This window comes from Salinispora sp. H7-4, assembly GCF_013416675.1.
Lineage (GTDB): Bacteria > Actinomycetota > Actinomycetes > Mycobacteriales > Micromonosporaceae > Micromonospora > Micromonospora vitiensis.
Genome location: NZ_JABZED010000056.1, coordinates 72,998 through 89,274 on the forward strand (window position 1 = coordinate 72,998; position 16,277 = coordinate 89,274).

Here is a 16,277-nt window from a genome sequence, read left to right on the forward strand (position 1 = left end):
ACCATCTGGCCGCCCGAACCGTCCGGCCGCTCGGACCCTCCGGCCGCCTTGCGGCGCGCGGTCAGTGTCCGGCCGCCAGCAGCGCCGCCTCCCGGGTCGGGTCCAGGCCCACCGGGGCGCGTTGCGGACGACCCGCGCGGGGCGGCACCACGCCCACCGCCTGCAGCCACGACCAGGTGTCGGCGACGGTGTCGGCCACCGGGCGGCACACCAGCCCGGCGGCGTACGCGGCCCGCACGTCAAGCTCCTGCAACCAGCGGTAGGGATGCCCGGCCGGAATCCAGATCGGCAGGTTGTACCAGGGCACCACGCCCGCCGCCAGAATCCGCTCCGGTTCGATCCAGCGCGGCCGGGCATCAGCCCCCGTCGCCGCCACACAGGCGGCGAGCAACTCCCCCATCGTCGCGTGCCCGGTACGGCTGACCACGTTGAACGTCCCGCCGGGCACCTTCGGGTCGAGCAGGAACGCCGCCAGGTCGCGGACGTCGACGTACTGCAGGGCGAGGTCGGCCGGGCCGGGCGCCAGCACGGCACCGCCACGGGCGATCCGCTGCAGCCACCACGGCAACCGACCGATGTCCTCACCCGGCCCGAGGATCAGGCCGGCCCGGGCGATCAGCGCCCGCTCGCCGTAGACCTCCCGGACGGCCCGCTCGGCGCCGGCCTTGTTGGCCGGGTAGTCGGCCTCCCCGGCGTCGGGCGCGGCGTCGACCACCGGAGCGTCCTCCGCCGACCCCAACGCCACCGGCTCGGCGTAGACCGACCCGCTGGAGACGTAGCCGTAGCGCCCGACCTGCCCGGCCAGCGCCCGGGCCGAGTCCCTGGCGGCCCGCGGCGCCCCGTCCCAGGTGTCGACGACCAGATCCCACTCCCGGCCGGCGAGCGCGGCCAGCCCGCCCGGTGCGGTCCGGTCGCCCCGGAGCCGGTGCGCACCGGCCGGCGTCGTCCCGTGGCGGCCCCGGTTGAACACCGTCACCTCCCACCCCCGGCGCAGCCCCGCACCGGCCACCGCCCCGCCGACAAATCCCGTACCACCCAACACCAGCAGTCTCATGCCTTCACCGTGCCAGCCTGCGAAGGTTGGGCGTACCGGGTTCTGCCGCCAGCAGTTCCGCTGACGGCAGAAGCGGTCCCGGGCACGGGCCACGCCCAACGTGACCCGTGCCCGGTGCGGCCCGTGTCCGGTGCGGCCGACCGCGATGTCAGCTGGCGTGAACGCCGACCTCCTTCAGCGAGTAGCCCAGGTCGGTACCGCGCTCCTGACCCTGGACGCGGACGTAGCGAACCGACGTCGGGTCGAAGAAGGCCGTCTCCAGACCACCGTCACCATCCGATATGGAGGCCACGGTCTGCCAGGAGCTGCCGTCGGCACTCACCTCGATCCGGTACGCCCTGGCGTACTCGCCCGCCCACTCCAGGGTGACCCGTTGAACCTGATGTGCCGCGCCGAGATCCAACCGCAGCCACTGGTCGTCACTCCACCAGCTCGCCCAGCGGGTCGTCCGGTCGCCGTCCACGGCTCGACGGGGGGCGTAGGTGGTGAACGGATACCACGCGGTCGAGCTGGCCGAGGCGGACGACCCGGCGGCGAGGTTGACACCGGGGACGTGGCCCTCCGTGGCGCCCCACATGCCGAGGTACGACTCGGCGCCGCGCAGCAGGTCGTCCACCACCTCCTGACCGCCCAGGACCCGCATCTGCTCCACCCAGTCCGGCACCAGTCCGTAGTGGGCGGCACCGTCAGCATTGATGTCCCAGGTCCGGTCACCGGTGGTCTGCCGGTCCATGACGGCACCGCCGTGCGCGGACTGGTACGGGTACTGGACCGGGTTCGGGGTGTCCGCGCCCCGGGGGCCGGGCCAGCTGCCGAAACCGTTCATGTCGGTGCCGAAGCCGTACCCGACGTCGTAGCTGTCGCGCAGCTCCTTCGTCCGGTCCGCATCGGCGATGAACCGCTCGGCACCGTGCATGTACTGCGTGATGAACCCGCCGAGTCGGTAGACCCGCTCGCTCCAGAGCAGGTCCATCCAGCTGTGCGACGAGACCACACCGGGGTACGACACGGACTCGAAGATGTCCAGCGCCCGGCCGGTGGCCTTGACGCTCATGTGGTCGATCTCCACCATCATGTTGCGGTCCATCATGCCCCGCAGGGCGTACTCACCGAGGTTGGTCAGCCCGCGGACGTTGCACCGGGCGTCGGACGAGTACGACGGCATCTCGACGTCGGACGGGAGCAGGTCCCCCAGCCCGGGTAGGTCGCCTACGGAGGCGATGGGGTTGTCCTGCTGCGGCCCCCGGCACTCCTCCGTCGTCCAGAAGGTCCCGGTCGACAGGAACTGCCCGGCGTTGACCGCGATCCCGGTGGTCCCGGTGTCGAATCGCACGCCGCACAGCGCGTTGTCGAACTTGTGGCAGAGGAACATGCTGCGTACGCCGAGGTCGTGCAGCTCATCGAGCCCGCGATCGATGTCCTCCTCGTCGCACTGGGCGATGTCCAGGATCTGTTTACAGCCGAACGGCTCGGAGGTCTCCACCCCCAGGACGACGGCGAGCTTGCCCTGCGCGATGACCTCGCGGGCCTGGTCGCTGTCGGTGACAACGCGGAACCACCCCTGGCCCGCGCCGCCGTACATCTGGTCGATGTAGTCCTGCATCTCGTACGTCTTGGCGGCCTGGAGTCGAATCGAGGTCATCTCGTCGCAGCTGCGGTCCTTGAAGAAGTAGACCGAGCAGATCACCCCGTTGGTGACCAGGTGGTTGACCATGACCCGCTGGCCACCACGCCAGGCTCGCTCGATCCAGGCGTAGTAGTTCTGCTGGTGGGTCTGCGAGTTGTGGGCCGGCCAGTCCGCGAACGTCGGCCAGCCGTCGGGGTCGTGCTGGCCGTCACCACCGTTGGTGAGGAAGTCGAACAGGGCCAGGGATCCGTCGGGGTAGTGCTCCGGGCAGTCCTTGAGCGCGTCGGTGATACCCCCGTCGGAGAAGGGCTTGCCGCAGAGGAGCCGCCCGCCAAAGGCCTCGTTGGACATGATGTGGTTATGCGCGTCCACGAAGCCACGCACCTGACCCTCGGCGTCGGTGCCGGTGAACGGCGCCCCGGTGACCCCGATCGCGGAGTCGGGCGCCGGCCGGTCAGTGGGCGTCCACCAGTCGGGCTCCTCCGCCGCGCTGGGTGCCGCCGTGCTGAGCAGCAGGGTGATCACGGCCAGCAGGGCGGTCACCACCACGGATCGTTGCCGGGTCGCTCGGCTCGCCATCAGCGGTCGTCGCCGCCGGGTCAGGAGTGACATTGTTCCTCCAGGGCAGAACTCGGATCGGTGTGCGCAACACCGAAGGCGATCCGCCGTGGCCGGCCCGGAGGTGGGACCGAGGTGCGGCCGGACTGGTCGTGGCGGGCCGTTACCGGCAGGTCTTCCGGTGCTGCCCAACCGGGCGTTCCGGCGAGATTACGGACCGCGGCCGGTCAAGTTACCAGGGAGTAACTGATTTATTGCAAGATTTAAAACCAACTATTAACAGATCGGCTACGACCCGCCACGACAGTCGGCACAGCGAGCAGGCCACCCCGCCCGCCCACCACAGCCAGGTCGACCGGAATGCCGGAACCATCCCTTGCCGCAGCTCACGAAAAATAAACGAACATCTATCGATAGGAGCCCTGGACGGCGAGCTGGATGCACCCGGAACGACGTCATCAGCTCGACTGGGCCTGGACCACCCTGATCGTCCGGCAACTCCCGGCCTGAGCAGAAGCACCTCGCTGACCTGCTCCTGCACATTCAATGGTGGGCGATACTGGGTTTGAACCAGTGACCTCTTCCGTGTCAAGGAAGCGCGCTCCCACTGCGCCAATCGCCCTGAACCACCGCTACCCAGATTTCCTGGCTGGCGGTGAACGAGCGGACGACGGGATTCGAACCCGCGACCCTCACCTTGGCAAGGTGATGCGCTACCAGCTGCGCTACGTCCGCGTGCCGCCGAACCGCGTCGGCGACGGGTTCACTCTACCCGACGGCAAGATCGCCGACATCCGACCCCCCGGGCTCCGTCGGATCGCGCAGCATAACCGCGGCGTGATGTCCGCAGCCCGCGCCAACCAACGCACGAGCCCGATACCTAAGTCGACAGCCACGCACGACCCCATACGAAGGCACCCGTTCTTACACTGCCCGACCACGGCAGTTGCGGACATTCCCCCACCGAAGGTCCGGGCGTAGGTTACGGGGCCGCCGGGTCCTCGTCTCCCTCCAGAGATGGAACGCCTCGCCGAACCGTTGCGGCGAACCGCCGTGCGCCTGCGCTGGCCAGATAGTCAAGGGTCTGATGGACTGTCAGCCGGGTGCCCCGACGGCCAGTACTTGCCGCCTGCATGCCTGTCCTTCGGATCGTTGCCCATCTGGTCGATCAGCGCATCGCCGACGATGACCAGCGCGTCCCCGAACGCGGCATTCATGAACGCGATCCGTCGATCGATCGCCGCAGCCGACACCGGCACATGCCGTCGAACCTCGTCAAGAATGGCCGGCGACCAACGCGGCTGATACACGTCCTCCTCCGCCAGGCGCAGCAGGAAGTCGCACAGTGCGTTGGGAATCAGTACGTTGGCATCCAGAACAGCGATCGTCGTCACGCGTCAGGCCGCGTCGTCCGCCTCGACCGGGGCGGGCTGCCCGTACATGCCCATCTCTACCGCGTCGGCGGTGAGCTCATCGAGGATCGCCCGCCTGACTTGGGCCCGGCGGTCACGGTAAGCCAGCACTTGATCCAGCGGAATCCGGCGCGACGAGTTCGGCCGCGAGTAGCCGATCTCGCCAGCCTCCAACAGTTTGATCAATGTCGGTCGGGACACCCCGAGCAATCCAGCCGCTTCGGTGGTCGTCAACTCCCGATCCACTGGCACGATCGCCACACCACGACCAGACGCCAGAACGTCGGCGATCCTGGTCAACACGTCCCGAACCGACACCGGAACCTCAACCTGAGACCCGCCGCGACGGACCGCCAGCTCCCCCGAACCTTCATGAAGCAAGCTGGCCAACTCGGCCAACGAGGGACGTTCCCCATCCCCTGGCATGATCGCCTCCGTGGCCATGGCCTCCTCCAATCCAGCACCAAGCACCAAGCACCAAGCACCAAGCACCAAGCACCATCATCCCGCAAAGTGAAAAAAGTGCAACCACTTCGACTGACTTCTGGTACCGGCGGGCCGTTCCCTCTTGATCAGATCGAGGCTGCGATCAGTAGCAGGTGCGGCAGCCCTACTGAGCCGATTGAGCTCCCGCTCCCGCGCCCGGGCTCGGCGGCTACACATTCCCGGCAGGCTCGATGTCGCCACCCACCCCTGAGTGGCGTCAACTAGGTTGCCGCGCGGCGCGAGGGCATCGGGGTTTCCGGAAGCTGCGTCCCGCATCAGAAATGCGTACGGTTCGAGGAGCTGGCCGACGAAGCGTCTCCTACGAGACTCGCGGCTACAACTCGGGTACATCGACCTTAATCGAATATGGTGGGCGATACTGGGTTTGAACCAGTGACCTCTTCCGTGTCAAGGAAGCGCGCTCCCACTGCGCCAATCGCCCTCGATGATGCTGAGGTGGGGACGGGATTTGAACCCGCGTACACGGCTTTGCAGGCCGTTGCCTCGCCTCTCGGCCACCCCACCGGGTTGCCCCCGGTCAAACGTGGCGGCATCTCCGAGCGGACGACGGGATTCGAACCCGCGACCCTCACCTTGGCAAGGTGATGCGCTACCAGCTGCGCTACGTCCGCACGTCCCGGCTTCCCGGTGACGGATGAGAACTTTAGCCGAGTCGGCGAGCGGTTGCCAACTCGACCCCCTCGGCGCGTCCCCGCCCCATCTCGACCAGGGCCAGGAGCCACCCGGACCGATCGAGCCGCACCACCGAAGAGCCCCGTGGTGCGGCACCCGGGCGAACTGTCCTACTTCCGACTGCGGTGGGGCGAGTTCACCCTGGGTGGTAACAGCTCGTACCCGTTCGGGTGCACTACGGTAACGGTCGTGACGAGACGTGCGGCCGAGGTCCGCCTGGATGCCCTGCTGCGCACCGCCTGTGACGTGATCGTGGAACGCGGGTTGGCGAACACCCGCACCGCGGACGTGGCCCAGGCGGCCGGGGTGAGTCAGGCACTGGTCTTCTACCACTTCGCCACCAAGGACCGGCTACTCGCCGAGGCGTTCGCGTACGCCGTCGAGCAGGATCTGGCCCGGCTGGACGCGGTGCTGCGCTCCAGCGCCCCGCCGCTGGCCAAGCTCCGCCGGCTGGTGCGGCTCTACACCCCCGCCGGTCGCCCCACGTCGTGGGCAATGTGGATCGACGGCTGGGCCGAGTCGCTGCGTACCCCGGAGTTGGAGAAGACCTCCCGCCGGCTGGACCTGCGCTGGCGGCAGGACCTGGCGACGGTGATCGCGGCCGGGGTAGCCGACCACACCTTCGAGTGCGCCGACCCGGCTGGCGCCGCGTGGCGGATCAGTGCCGTGATGGACGGTCTCGCCGTCCAGCTCGCGGTGCACGACCGGGTGATCTCCCGACGCCAGTTCACCGAGTGGGTACGCCTGGTGACCGCCCGGGAGCTGGGACTCGACCCGACGCAGCTGGACTGAGCACGGACGGACCGGGCCGACGCGGGACCCGAGTCGGCCCAGCGGAGGAGGAGCCGGACCGGACCGGGCCGCGACCCCGGCGGTCCGGCTGCGGGAGAATCACGCGGTGTCCGAACTCGCCAGCGCCTTCGTCCGACTGCACGCCCGTCTCGCGCCGGTCCCCTTCGTCCCCGAGGTACGACTCCACCAGGCCGACGACGCGGTCGGGCTCTGGGAACTGACCGAGGGTGAGTTCCGCAGCGACCAACCACCCCCCTTCTGGGCCTTCGCCTGGGCCGGCGGGCAGGCCGTCGCCCGATACGTCACCGATCATCCGGAGCTGGTCGCCGGTCGGCGGGTGCTCGACCTCGCCGCCGGTTCGGGGCTGGTGGCCATCGCCGCGGCCCGGGCCGGCGCCACCGCCGTCCGCGCGGTCGAGGTCGACCCGCTGGCCGTCGCGGCCGTCGCCGTCAACGCCGAGGCCAACGGGGTACGCCTCGACGCCGAGTTGGCCGACATCCTCGACGGCGACGCGGGCGACGCCGAGGTCGTACTCGCCGGAGACGTGTTCTACAGCGCGGCGATGGCGCGGCGGATGCTCCGCTTCCTACTCACCGCCTCCCGCGCGGGGGCCACGGTGCTGGTCGGCGACCCGGAACGCGCATTCCTGCCCCGCGACCGCTTCGACCCGCTGGCCAGCTACGAGGTGCCGGTGCCCGAGACGCTGGAGAGCGTACGCGTGAAGCGTGCCACGGTGTGGCGACTCCGGGCCGGGCTGCCTGGAACGGCCCGCTAGCGTGTCCGCCGTGCTGTTCCGGAGCTGGACGAAGACCGCCGGCACCCACTGGCCGGCCGTCACCCGGGTGGCTGACCGGCAGGGCACCGAACACCTGGTGGTGACCGAGCACGCGCTGGTCCGGCAGGTGCTCACCGACCAGGTGACCTACCGTCCGGACAATGCCCTGGACGCCGTCACCCCGATCCCGGTAGCCGCCCTGCGGGTGCTCGCCGGACACCGCTTCCGCCTCCCCCCGACCCTGGCCAACAACGGCGGCGTGAACCACCCGGCGATCCGCGCTCTCGTCGCCGACGCGCTCCACCCGGCAAAGGTCGCCGCCCAACGACCCTGGCTGACCGGGCTGGTGGCGGAGCGGGTGGCCGCGATCCGCGCCACCCTCGACGCTGGTGGCTCCGCCGATCTGCACGCCGAGCTCAGCGCCGACCTGCCGCTGCTGGTCCTGGCCCGCCTGGTCGAACTCCCGGACGCCCCGGTCTCCGCGGTGAAGCGGTTCGCCCGGGCGGCGCTGGAGTTGTTCTGGGCCCCGCTGGACGCCGACCGCCAGCTGGCCCTGGCCGACGAGGTCGGCCGGTTCCACCAGGTGCTGCGGGAGTTCGCGGACACCGGCGGTGGGCTGGCCGCCGCCCTGCGGGCCACCGGCCACCCGCCGGATGTGCTCGTCGGGGCGCTGTTCTTCCTGCTGGTAGCCGGTCAGGAGACCACGTCGCAGTTCCTCACCCTGCTCCTGCACCGGCTGGCCGGCGAGCCGACGGTTCGCGCCGGGCTGCGGGACGGCGGCGTCTCGGTGACGAACGTGGTCGAGGAGGGGCTGCGGCTGGAGCCGCCGATCGTCACCTGGCGTCGGGTCGCCGCCGTGGACAGCACGCTGGGCGGGACCGCGGTACCGGCGGGCACCAGCGTGCTGCTGTGGCTGGCCCGGGCCGGCCGGGATCCGGCCATCGTGCCGGCGCCGGACGAGTTCCGGCCCGGCCAACGGGGGTCGCGCCGGCATCTGGCCTTCGGGGCGGGCGCCCACCGTTGCCTCGGCGACCAGTTGGCCCGGATGGAGGCGGCGGTGGTGGTGGAGCGGGTGACCCCGCTACTGGACGGGGTGACCGTGGTGCGCGCTCCGTGGTATCCGGACAACCTCACCTTCCGGATGCCCGACGCCTTCGTGATCCGCCGCTGACCAGCCGACTCAGCGGACCACCGACGCCAGCCGGCCCAGCGGCGCAGTGGCCAGCCGGCCCAGCGGCGCAGTGGCCAGCCGGCTCAGCGGACCTCCTCGGCCCAGGCCCGCCAGTCGTCGAGCACCCCGTACAGCGCCGGGGTGAGCCATCCCGGCGCGGACCGCCGGAACACGCCCGGATCGATCGCACCGGCACCGGCCGGCAACGCCCCCACCAGGTACGGCACCAGGTCGGTCAGATTCGCCCAGTGGACCAGCTCCGGCTCGGCCGGCCAGGCACCGAGCAGCACCCCCGCCGGCACCGCCCGGCGTTCCAACGCCTCCAGGGTGAGCGCGGTGTGGTTGAGGGTGCCCAGACCGGCCCGCGCCACCACCACGGCCGGGCAGCCGACGGAGACCGCGAGATCGGCCATCGTCCACGGCTCACCGGACGGGCGCAGCCCCATCGGCACGAGCAGTCCGCCGGCCCCCTCGACCAGGACCAGGTCGTGCTTGTCGGCCTCCGCGCGGACGGCGTCAACCGCCTCGTACAGCTCCAGTGGCGGCAACTCGGCGACCCGGGCCGCGGCCAGCGGGGCCAGCGGGTCGGGGAAGTTCGCCAGCGTCCGCCCGGTCAGCGGTGCGGCGAGTCGGGTGACTTCGTCGATGTCGACCGGGTCGCCGGTGGCCGTACCGGTCTGGCCGGGCTTGACCACCGCGACCCGCAGCCCGGCGGCCTGCGCCGCCGCGGTGACCGCCGCGGTCGCCACGGTCTTGCCGACCCCGGTGTCGGTGCCAGTCACCAGCACCGGCCCCCGCCACGGCGTCGCACTCACGGCGCGCACTCCACGATGACCTCCAGGGCCCGCTCGAAGTCCGCCCGGGGGACGCCGACGTTGATGGTCAGCCGGAGCCGGGAACGGTTGTCCGGGGTGGAGGGGGGACGGAAGCAGCCGACCGCGACACCCCGGTCCCGGCAGTCGGCGGCCCAGGCGGTGGCCGCCTCCGGTCCGGGTGCGGTCACCGACACGACCGCGCCCTTCGGCGCCGACCCGGTCAGCCCGGCGGCGCGCAACCGCCGGGCCGCGTACGCGGCCCGGTCACCGAGTTCCACCCGCAGCTGCTCGCCCGTCCAGGCGAGCCCCACGGCGACTCGTACCCCGGCCGCCACCGCCGGCGGCGGGGCGGTGTCAAAGATGAACGTCCGCCCGGTGTCGACCAAGTGCCGGACGAACTCCGCCGGGGCGGCGACCACGCCGCCGGCTCCACCCAACGCTTTGGAGAGGGTCGCGGTGACGATCACGTCGGGCTCACCGGCCAGACCGGCCGCGGTCGCTCCCCCGGCACCACCGGGCCCGACCACGCCGAGCCCGTGGGCGTCGTCCACCAGCAGCAGCGCGTTGTGCTCCCGGGCGACCGCGTGCAGCTCGGCGAGGGGAGCCAGGTCACCGTCAACCGAAAACACCGACTCGGTTACCACCACCGCCGGGCGACCCGGCGCAGCGGCGAGCGCGGCCCGGACCGCGTCCACGTCGGCGTGCGGGGTCACCATGGTCTCGGCACCGGAAATCCGGCAACCGTCGATCAGCGACGCGTGGTTGTGCGCGTCGGAAACCAGGAGCGTCCGCGGTCGCACCAGGCCCCGGACCGCGCCGACGTTGGCCAGGTAGCCGGAGGAGAAGAGCAGGGCGCGTTCGGCCCCGAGCCAACCGGCGAGGTCTTCTTCGAGGGCGTGGTGCGGTGCGGTGGAGCCCCGCACCAGCCGGGACCCGGTGGCGCCCAGCCCGTACTCGTCGAGCGCCGCGGCGGCCGCCGCGGTCACCGCGGGGTGCCTCGACAGGCCGAGGTAGTCGTTACCGGCCAGGTCAACGATGTCGTCGGCGGCGGCTCGGGGGCGGAGGGTGCGGGTCAGCCCCGCCTTGGCACGCAGCTCGGCTCGGCGGTCCAGGGCCGCAAGCCAGTCCGACACCGCCGCTCCTTCCCCGGCTCCCGCTCGCCGGGCGCCTCCGCCGGGGCGAACGTACCACCTGGCCGGACCCCGCTCCGGCGTGCCGCGCGCCACCCCGGCGCGCCGCGCACCGGTCCCGCTGGTGGGTGGCCCGCGCCGCACCGGCGGCTCCTCCCCGACGCGGCGGCCTTGTAGGGTACGGCCATGCCAGAGATCCTCGACCAGGCCCGCACCCAGGTACTGGAGAACGGCGTCGGCCTCGACGAGGCCGGCGTCCTCGCCGTGCTGAACCTCCCCGACGAGCACCTGCCCGCCGCTCTCCAGCTCGCGCACGAGGTACGCATGCGCTGGTGTGGGCCGGAGGTCGAGGTCGAGGGAATCGTCTCGCTGAAGACCGGCGGCTGCCCGGAGGACTGTCACTTCTGCTCGCAGTCCGGCCTGTTCACCTCGCCGGTCCGCGCGGTGTGGCTGGACATTCCGTCGCTTGTGGAGGCCGCAAAGCAGACCGCGAAGACCGGCGCGACCGAGTTCTGCATCGTGGCCGCCGTACGCGGCCCGGACGACCGGCTGATGCGGCAGCTGCGGGAGGGCGTCGCCGCGATCCGGGCGGAGGTCGACATCCAGGTGGCGGCCTCGGTCGGCATGCTCACCCAGGAGCAGGTCGACGAGCTTGTCGAGATGGGGGTGCACCGCTACAACCACAACCTGGAGACCTGCCGCTCGTACTTCCCGAACGTGGTGACCACCCACTCCTGGGAGGAGCGCTGGGAGACGCTGCGGATGGTCCGCGAGTCCGGCATGGAGGTGTGCTGCGGTGGCATCCTCGGCCTCGGGGAGAGCGTTGAGCAGCGCGCCGAGTTCGCCGCCCAGCTCGCCGAGTTGGACCCGCACGAGGTTCCGCTGAACTTCCTCAACCCCCGGCCCGGCACCCCGCTCGGGGACCGCTCGGTGGTCGAGGGGAAGGATGCGCTGCGCGCCATCGCCGCGTTCCGGCTCGCCATGCCCCGCACGATCCTCCGGTATGCCGGTGGTCGCGAGCTCACGCTCGGCGATCTGGGTACCCGCAGCGGTCTGCTCGGCGGCATCAATGCGGTAATCGTCGGCAACTACCTGACCACGCTGGGTCGCCCGGCCACGACGGACCTGGAGCTGCTCCAGGACCTGAAGATGCCGATCAAGGCGCTCTCCGAGACGCTGTGAGCCCGGCCGGGATGAGCAGCGACACGACGGGTCCGGCCCCGCTTGGTACGTCGACACGGTTCGGCGGCCCGGCGGGGGCCGGCGCCTCCTGGTGCGACCGGTGCGGTACGCCGGCCGGCGAGGGGGACCACACCGCCTGCCAAGCCGCCCGGCAGCTGGAGCCACCCCGCTACTGCGGGCACTGCCGGCGACGGATGAAGGTGCAGGTGCTGCCGGTCGGTTGGGCGGCGGTCTGCGTCGAGCACGGCGAGACCCAGGCCTAGCCGTCGTCGAGCACGGCGCGACCCAGCCGTCGTCAAGCACGGCGTGACGCGGGCCCGATCGCGTCCGGAGATTCCTCACAACATTCATTACCTTCGATCGACGCCGGTTGTTCAGCCAGGTCAGGGCGGTTAAAGGGTGACTCCCCCACCGCGGAACAAGCAGACCTGGGGCAGCCCGCCGTCCTGACATACGAACGTACTGTTGCCGCCCCCACCCGCGGCGGGCGACAGTACGCCACACCAGCGGTGCCATCGACGCCGCCGCTCCCCGGACAACCCCTGAGGAGATCGCGATGGCTCTACGACTCGCCGACGGGACCGCCTGGTCCGAGGTCCTCGACCGCGCGGTGGCCGCCGCCCCCGAAGCCTTTTCCACCCCGACCGACGGCATCCGTACGCTGCACAACCTGATCGAGGGCGACTGGCGAGCGGTCGGCACCCCCGCCACCGTACGCACGCCGGTCGACAACACCACCCTGGTCCGCCTCCCCCGACTGGACGCGACGGCCGCCCGCGCCGCGGTCGCCCACGCCGCCGCCGCGCACCGGGACTGGGCCGACACCCCCCTCGCCGAACGGAAGACGCGGGTCGTCGAGGCCCTGGACGCCCTGACCGCCCACCGCGACCTCCTCGCCCTCCTGCTCGTCTGGGAGATCGGCAAGCCATGGCGGCTCGCCGCCGCCGACGTCGACCGGGCCCTGGACGGGGTCCGGTGGTACGTCGACGAGATCGACCGGATGCTCGCCGAGGGTCGGGAACCACTTCCCGGGCCGGTGAGCAACATCGCCTCGTGGAACTACCCGATGAGCGTCCTGGTCCACGCCGAACTGGTGCAGCTCCTCGCCGGGAACGCCGTGATCGCCAAGACGCCGTCGCAGGGGGGCGCGGTCTGCCTCACCGTCGCGCACGCGTTACTGCGCCGCGCCGGCCTACCCGCCACGCTGATCTCCGGCAGCGGGGAGGAGCTCTCCGAGGTGCTGGTCCGCGCCCCGGAGGTCGGCGCGGTGGCCTTCGTCGGCGGACGCTCCAACGGCGGCAAGGTCGCGGCGGCGCTGCTGGACACCGACAAGCGACACTTCATCGAGCAGGAAGGGCTGAACGCCTGGGGGATCTGGGACTTCTCCCGATGGGATCAGCTCGCCGCGCACCTGAAGAAGGGCTTCGAGTACGGCAAGCAGCGCTGCACCGCCTACCCGCGCTTCGTCGTACAACGGAACCTGGTGGACCAGTTCCTCGACATGTACCTGCCGGTGGTGCGATCCGTACGGTTCGGACACCCACTGGCGGTCGACGACGGATGGTCCGCCGGTGACCCCCTCCCCGAGCTCGACTTCGGGCCCCTGATCAGCGCGGCCAAGGCCGACGAGCTGCGCCGTAAGGTCGACGAGGCGGTCCGGGGCGGGGCGGTCCCGCTGCACCGGGGCCGGCTCGACGGGGCGCCGTTCCTCGACGGGCAGGACACCTCCGCCTACGTGGCGCCGTCGGTGCTGCTCGCCCCACCCGGTCGATCTCGGCTGATGCACGCCGAGCCGTTCGGTCCGGTCGACACGATCGTGGTGGTGGACACCACCGACGAACTCCTCGCCGCGATGAACGCCTCCAACGGCGCGCTGGTCGCCTCCCTCGCCTGCGACGACGAGGACGAGGCGGCGAAGCTCGCCACGGACGTACAGGCGTTCAAGGTCGGCATCAACAAGCCCCGCTCCCGAGGCGACCGCCAGGAGCCGTTCGGTGGGCGGGGTGCCTCCTGGAAGGGCGCCTTCGTCGGCGGCGACCTGCTGGTCCAGGCGGTCACCGTCGGCGGTGACGACGACCGCCTCTACGGCAACTTCCCGGACCGCACGGCGCTACCGCCGAACGTCTGACGCCTCGACCGGCTCCGTCTGCAGACGAGCCGGCTCTGTTGCCTCGAGGAAGCCACGTCACACGGAGGGGCGGTGGATGGCCCCAACAAGGTGCCATCCACCGCCCCCTGAGCGACCGTCACTGCTTCCATCGAGCGGCCAACTGCTGGTACCGCGCGACCAACTCGTCCCGCGTCGCTCCTCCGCCGATGCCCTGATCGAGGAAATCACGGTCTCCACAACACGGCCCTGAAGGGTATAAAGCGGATAAGTTTCGCAAAACAGGGATAGTGCGACAAAATATCAGATACGAAGAGTAGGAGGCTATTTCGGAATCAATCAAAGCCCAAGGAGGGTCATGAATCGCCATCATCACCAGAGGCTGGGATCAGGCCTGCTGGCGGGTCGCAAACGGTGGGTGGCCATTGGCGTCATGGCACCGCTCACCTTCGCGTTCGTCGGCCTGACCGCCCCCGCCTTCGGCCACGTCTGGGGCAGCGACACGAGCACGAACATGGTCGCCTACCCGGACGAGGAACGGGGCTGGGACCAGGGCGACTGGGACCGCGGACACTGGGACCGGGGAGGCTGGGGCCAGGAAGACTGGGACCACGGATACTGGGACGACAAGTGTGGACACACCTGCCCCTCCGGACCGCCGGGGCCTTCCGGACCACCCGGACCCACCGGACCGCCGGGACCCACCGGACCACCCGGACCCACCGGACCACCCGGACCAACAGGCCCACCCGGACCCACCGGACCACCCGGACCCACCGGACCACCCGGACCAACAGGCCCACCCGGACCCACCGGACCACCCGGACCAACAGGCCCACCCGGACCCACCGGACCACCCGGACCAACAGGCCCACCCGGACCCTGCGCTGACATCGACAGTCTTGCCCCATCAAACTCTGAGGAGTTCAGTGCGGTGGTTTCGGACGGGGTCACCTATGCCGGCCGCAGAAGCCTCAACCCAGCACCGCCGGGGCCCTACACCTGGACCGACCTCAGCGGAAACGCCAACTATCCGGGAGAATCCGTCTGCGGGGTCGCTATCTCCGCCGCCGGCAATGACGCCTGGGTAAAAGTGCTGACCACCGATGGCGAGGTGTGGGAAACCGAATGCGCTACGCAGGGGCAGAACTTCACCTGTAACAACCCCTGGGTGCAGTTGACAACGCCGTCCTGAACGGAACGAATTCCGGAAGAGAAACGGTGAACCGCACCGGTGATGGTGGTGGGTGGCTTTCGGGTCACCCACCACCACTGACCCGCCACAGTAGGCAGCGGGACGAACGAGCACCTCAGCCCTCGCCCTTGCTGGTACGCGACACCTCGTAGACCGGCTTCGCCCGCCGGCCCAGCAGCAGGCCGAGCCAGGGCCACCGGATCTCCAGCGCACGGGCGAGGGCATAGTAGGCGGCGACCACCACGGCGACCACCCCAGCGGTCAGCGAAGCAGACGAGTCAGCATCGAGGACGATTCCCGTTTTCGAGGCGAGCCAGGCCAGCACCGCACCGACAGCGACCGGAACGGCGGTGCGGATGAAGGAGATCAAAAAGTCGTTGACCATTGGAGTGCCTCCTCGGGGTGTGAGGTGGTTCTCCTTCAACAGTACGAGGAAATGTGTCCCGGTGCGCTACTCGCATTCATCACTATTTGCGCGCGACAGCAGTCAAGAACTGGAGCATGTTGCCACCGCCACCGAAAGGTCCTACGCCGACAGGAGTCCGGTATCTGCACCGGCCGAACTGACGATCACCGCGTCGCGATAGAGAGGTCTACGGCTGCCCCGCCCCGACCGGGGAGACGGTCGCGGTCAACGGCACCGTCAGGGTCAACAGCGAGCCGTCCCGGTCCACCACCGATGGCCGCTCCAACCGGCGGACGGCCCGCAGCATCGGGGTATTCTCCGCCTGGATGTGCAGGCCCAGCGCGGCGTACCCGCCCTGCTCCGCCTGCCACACGAGCCGACGCAGCAGCGCCGATCCGAGTCCGCGGCGCTGCCAGTCGTCGCGTACCAGCAACGCCACCTCGGCCAGGTCCCCCTCGCCGAGCAGATTGGCCATCGCCACCACCGGCGCGGTCGGCGCATGGGAAACGGTCGGCGTGGCCAGCAGGGTGACTCCCCGGGCCGGCACCAACAGTCGGCGCAATCGTGCCGGGGCGGGTCGCGCCGACCCACCGTGGTAGCGGCGGTTGCGGCTGCGCGCCGAACACCGCTCGTGCAGGTCGACCACGCCGATCAGGTCTTCGCCGGCCGCTGGGCGTACGTCCACCTCGGCGCTGTCCGGCAGGCGCAGGGTGACCAGGTCGGCCAGTCCTCGAACCGCCAGACCAGCTGGCCGGTCCGCCACCAGGGTCTGTTGTCCCCACCGCGTCATGTTCTACCCCTTTCCCCGGTACGACCCTCCCCCAGCACTGTTGCAGAACCCGTAACCCAGGGTGACGGGTCGATTTCGACGCCG

At 70.6% G+C, this 16,277-nt stretch carries 15 protein-coding genes and 5 tRNA genes; 7 read left to right on the forward strand and 13 right to left on the reverse strand.

Annotated features, from left to right (window positions below; genetic code table 11):
- Positions 1 to 61: 61 nt before the first annotated feature.
- From H0524_RS21710 to H0524_RS21750, 9 genes are all read right to left on the reverse strand, one after another.
- Positions 62 to 1,054 (reverse strand): NAD-dependent epimerase/dehydratase family protein, encoded by a 993-nt coding sequence (locus H0524_RS21710; RefSeq protein WP_180200298.1) that lies wholly within the window; start codon positions 1,052 to 1,054, stop codon positions 62 to 64.
- 148 nt (positions 1,055 to 1,202) lie between these two features.
- On the reverse strand, positions 1,203 to 3,260 hold the full coding sequence (locus H0524_RS21715; RefSeq protein ID WP_180200337.1) for a discoidin domain-containing protein: 2,058 nt from the start codon (positions 3,258 to 3,260) through the stop codon (positions 1,203 to 1,205).
- Positions 3,261 to 3,786: 526 nt separating this feature from the next.
- Positions 3,787 to 3,861, reverse strand: a tRNA-Val gene (locus H0524_RS21720).
- Positions 3,862 to 3,901: 40 nt separating this feature from the next.
- Positions 3,902 to 3,974, reverse strand: a tRNA-Gly gene (locus H0524_RS21725).
- Positions 3,975 to 4,315: 341 nt separating this feature from the next.
- A complete protein-coding gene (locus H0524_RS21730) occupies positions 4,316 to 4,633 on the reverse strand; it encodes a hypothetical protein (protein ID WP_180200299.1) in 318 nt (105 codons plus the stop codon).
- 3 nt (positions 4,634 to 4,636) lie between these two features.
- Entirely contained in the window at positions 4,637 to 5,077 is a 441-nt protein-coding gene (locus H0524_RS21735) for an excisionase family DNA-binding protein (protein ID WP_180200300.1), read from the reverse strand.
- Between the two features lie 427 nt (positions 5,078 to 5,504).
- Positions 5,505 to 5,579 (reverse strand) — tRNA-Val (locus tag H0524_RS21740).
- Between the two features lie 12 nt (positions 5,580 to 5,591).
- Positions 5,592 to 5,662: transfer RNA gene (locus tag H0524_RS21745), tRNA-Cys, on the reverse strand.
- A 34-nt stretch (positions 5,663 to 5,696) separates the two neighbouring features.
- Positions 5,697 to 5,769 (reverse strand) — tRNA-Gly (locus tag H0524_RS21750).
- Positions 5,770 to 6,019: 250 nt separating this feature from the next.
- On the opposite strand from H0524_RS21750, the gene H0524_RS21755 reads away from it, so the two are divergent.
- The 3 genes from H0524_RS21755 to H0524_RS21765 all read left to right on the forward strand — a co-directional run bounded on the left by H0524_RS21755 (position 6,020) and on the right by H0524_RS21765 (position 8,568).
- Positions 6,020 to 6,622, forward strand: a complete 603-nt coding sequence (locus tag H0524_RS21755) for a TetR/AcrR family transcriptional regulator (RefSeq protein WP_026322326.1) — start codon at positions 6,020 to 6,022, stop codon at positions 6,620 to 6,622.
- Between the two features lie 106 nt (positions 6,623 to 6,728).
- Positions 6,729 to 7,397, forward strand: a complete 669-nt coding sequence (locus H0524_RS21760) for a methyltransferase (protein ID WP_180200301.1) — start codon at positions 6,729 to 6,731, stop codon at positions 7,395 to 7,397.
- A gap of 1 nt (position 7,398) precedes the next feature.
- Positions 7,399 to 8,568, forward strand: coding sequence for a cytochrome P450 (locus tag H0524_RS21765; protein WP_180200302.1), 1,170 nt, complete (start codon positions 7,399 to 7,401; stop codon positions 8,566 to 8,568).
- A gap of 83 nt (positions 8,569 to 8,651) precedes the next feature.
- Here the strand turns inward: H0524_RS21765 and bioD are convergent, their stop codons facing one another.
- On the reverse strand, positions 8,652 to 9,392 hold the full coding sequence (gene bioD / locus H0524_RS21770; RefSeq protein WP_018725411.1) for a dethiobiotin synthase: 741 nt from the start codon (positions 9,390 to 9,392) through the stop codon (positions 8,652 to 8,654).
- Positions 9,380 to 10,516 (reverse strand): 8-amino-7-oxononanoate synthase, encoded by a 1,137-nt coding sequence (locus tag H0524_RS21775; RefSeq protein WP_180200303.1) that lies wholly within the window; start codon positions 10,514 to 10,516, stop codon positions 9,380 to 9,382. The genes bioD and H0524_RS21775 overlap by 13 nt, the downstream gene beginning before the upstream one ends.
- A 183-nt stretch (positions 10,517 to 10,699) precedes the next feature.
- Here H0524_RS21775 and bioB point away from each other — a divergent pair, with 183 nt between their 5' ends.
- The 4 genes from bioB to H0524_RS21795 all read left to right on the forward strand — a co-directional run bounded on the left by bioB (position 10,700) and on the right by H0524_RS21795 (position 14,997).
- A complete protein-coding gene (gene bioB / locus H0524_RS21780; protein WP_018214684.1) occupies positions 10,700 to 11,695 on the forward strand; it encodes a biotin synthase BioB in 996 nt (331 codons plus the stop codon).
- 11 nt (positions 11,696 to 11,706) lie between these two features.
- Positions 11,707 to 11,958, forward strand: a complete 252-nt coding sequence (locus H0524_RS21785) for a hypothetical protein (protein WP_180200304.1) — start codon at positions 11,707 to 11,709, stop codon at positions 11,956 to 11,958.
- A gap of 293 nt (positions 11,959 to 12,251) precedes the next feature.
- Positions 12,252 to 13,823, forward strand: a complete 1,572-nt coding sequence (locus H0524_RS21790; protein ID WP_180200305.1) for an aldehyde dehydrogenase family protein — start codon at positions 12,252 to 12,254, stop codon at positions 13,821 to 13,823.
- Positions 13,824 to 14,160: 337 nt separating this feature from the next.
- Positions 14,161 to 14,997 carry a hypothetical protein gene (locus H0524_RS21795; protein WP_180200306.1) on the forward strand — a complete coding sequence of 279 codons (837 nt, stop codon included), beginning with the start codon at positions 14,161 to 14,163 and terminating at the stop codon, positions 14,995 to 14,997.
- Positions 14,998 to 15,112: 115 nt separating this feature from the next.
- On the opposite strand, the gene H0524_RS21800 is transcribed toward H0524_RS21795, so the two are convergent.
- Together H0524_RS21800 and H0524_RS21805 are read right to left on the reverse strand one after the other, a co-directional pair.
- Positions 15,113 to 15,382 (reverse strand): hypothetical protein, encoded by a 270-nt coding sequence (locus tag H0524_RS21800; RefSeq protein ID WP_180200307.1) that lies wholly within the window; start codon positions 15,380 to 15,382, stop codon positions 15,113 to 15,115.
- Between the two features lie 208 nt (positions 15,383 to 15,590).
- Entirely contained in the window at positions 15,591 to 16,193 is a 603-nt protein-coding gene (locus tag H0524_RS21805) for a GNAT family N-acetyltransferase (RefSeq protein ID WP_180200308.1), read from the reverse strand.
- Between the last annotated feature and the right edge of the window lie 84 nt (positions 16,194 to 16,277).

Bases quoted from the DNA above. Each gene is read 5' to 3' on its own strand.
- H0524_RS21710 (WP_180200298.1), bottom strand. From the start codon at position 1,054: ATGAGACTGCTGGTGTTGGGTGGTACGGGATTTGTCGGCGGGGCGGTG.
- H0524_RS21715 (WP_180200337.1), bottom strand. From the start codon at position 3,260: ATGGCGAGCCGAGCGACCCGGCAACGATCCGTGGTGGTGACCGCCCTG.
- H0524_RS21735 (WP_180200300.1), bottom strand. From the start codon at position 5,077: ATGCCAGGGGATGGGGAACGTCCCTCGTTGGCCGAGTTGGCCAGCTTG.
- bioB (WP_018214684.1), top strand. From the start codon at position 10,700: ATGCCAGAGATCCTCGACCAGGCCCGCACCCAGGTACTGGAGAACGGC.
- H0524_RS21785 (WP_180200304.1), top strand. From the start codon at position 11,707: ATGAGCAGCGACACGACGGGTCCGGCCCCGCTTGGTACGTCGACACGG.
- H0524_RS21790 (WP_180200305.1), top strand. From the start codon at position 12,252: ATGGCTCTACGACTCGCCGACGGGACCGCCTGGTCCGAGGTCCTCGAC.
- H0524_RS21795 (WP_180200306.1), top strand. From the start codon at position 14,161: ATGAATCGCCATCATCACCAGAGGCTGGGATCAGGCCTGCTGGCGGGT.
- H0524_RS21800 (WP_180200307.1), bottom strand. From the start codon at position 15,382: ATGGTCAACGACTTTTTGATCTCCTTCATCCGCACCGCCGTTCCGGTC.
- H0524_RS21805 (WP_180200308.1), bottom strand. From the start codon at position 16,193: ATGACGCGGTGGGGACAACAGACCCTGGTGGCGGACCGGCCAGCTGGT.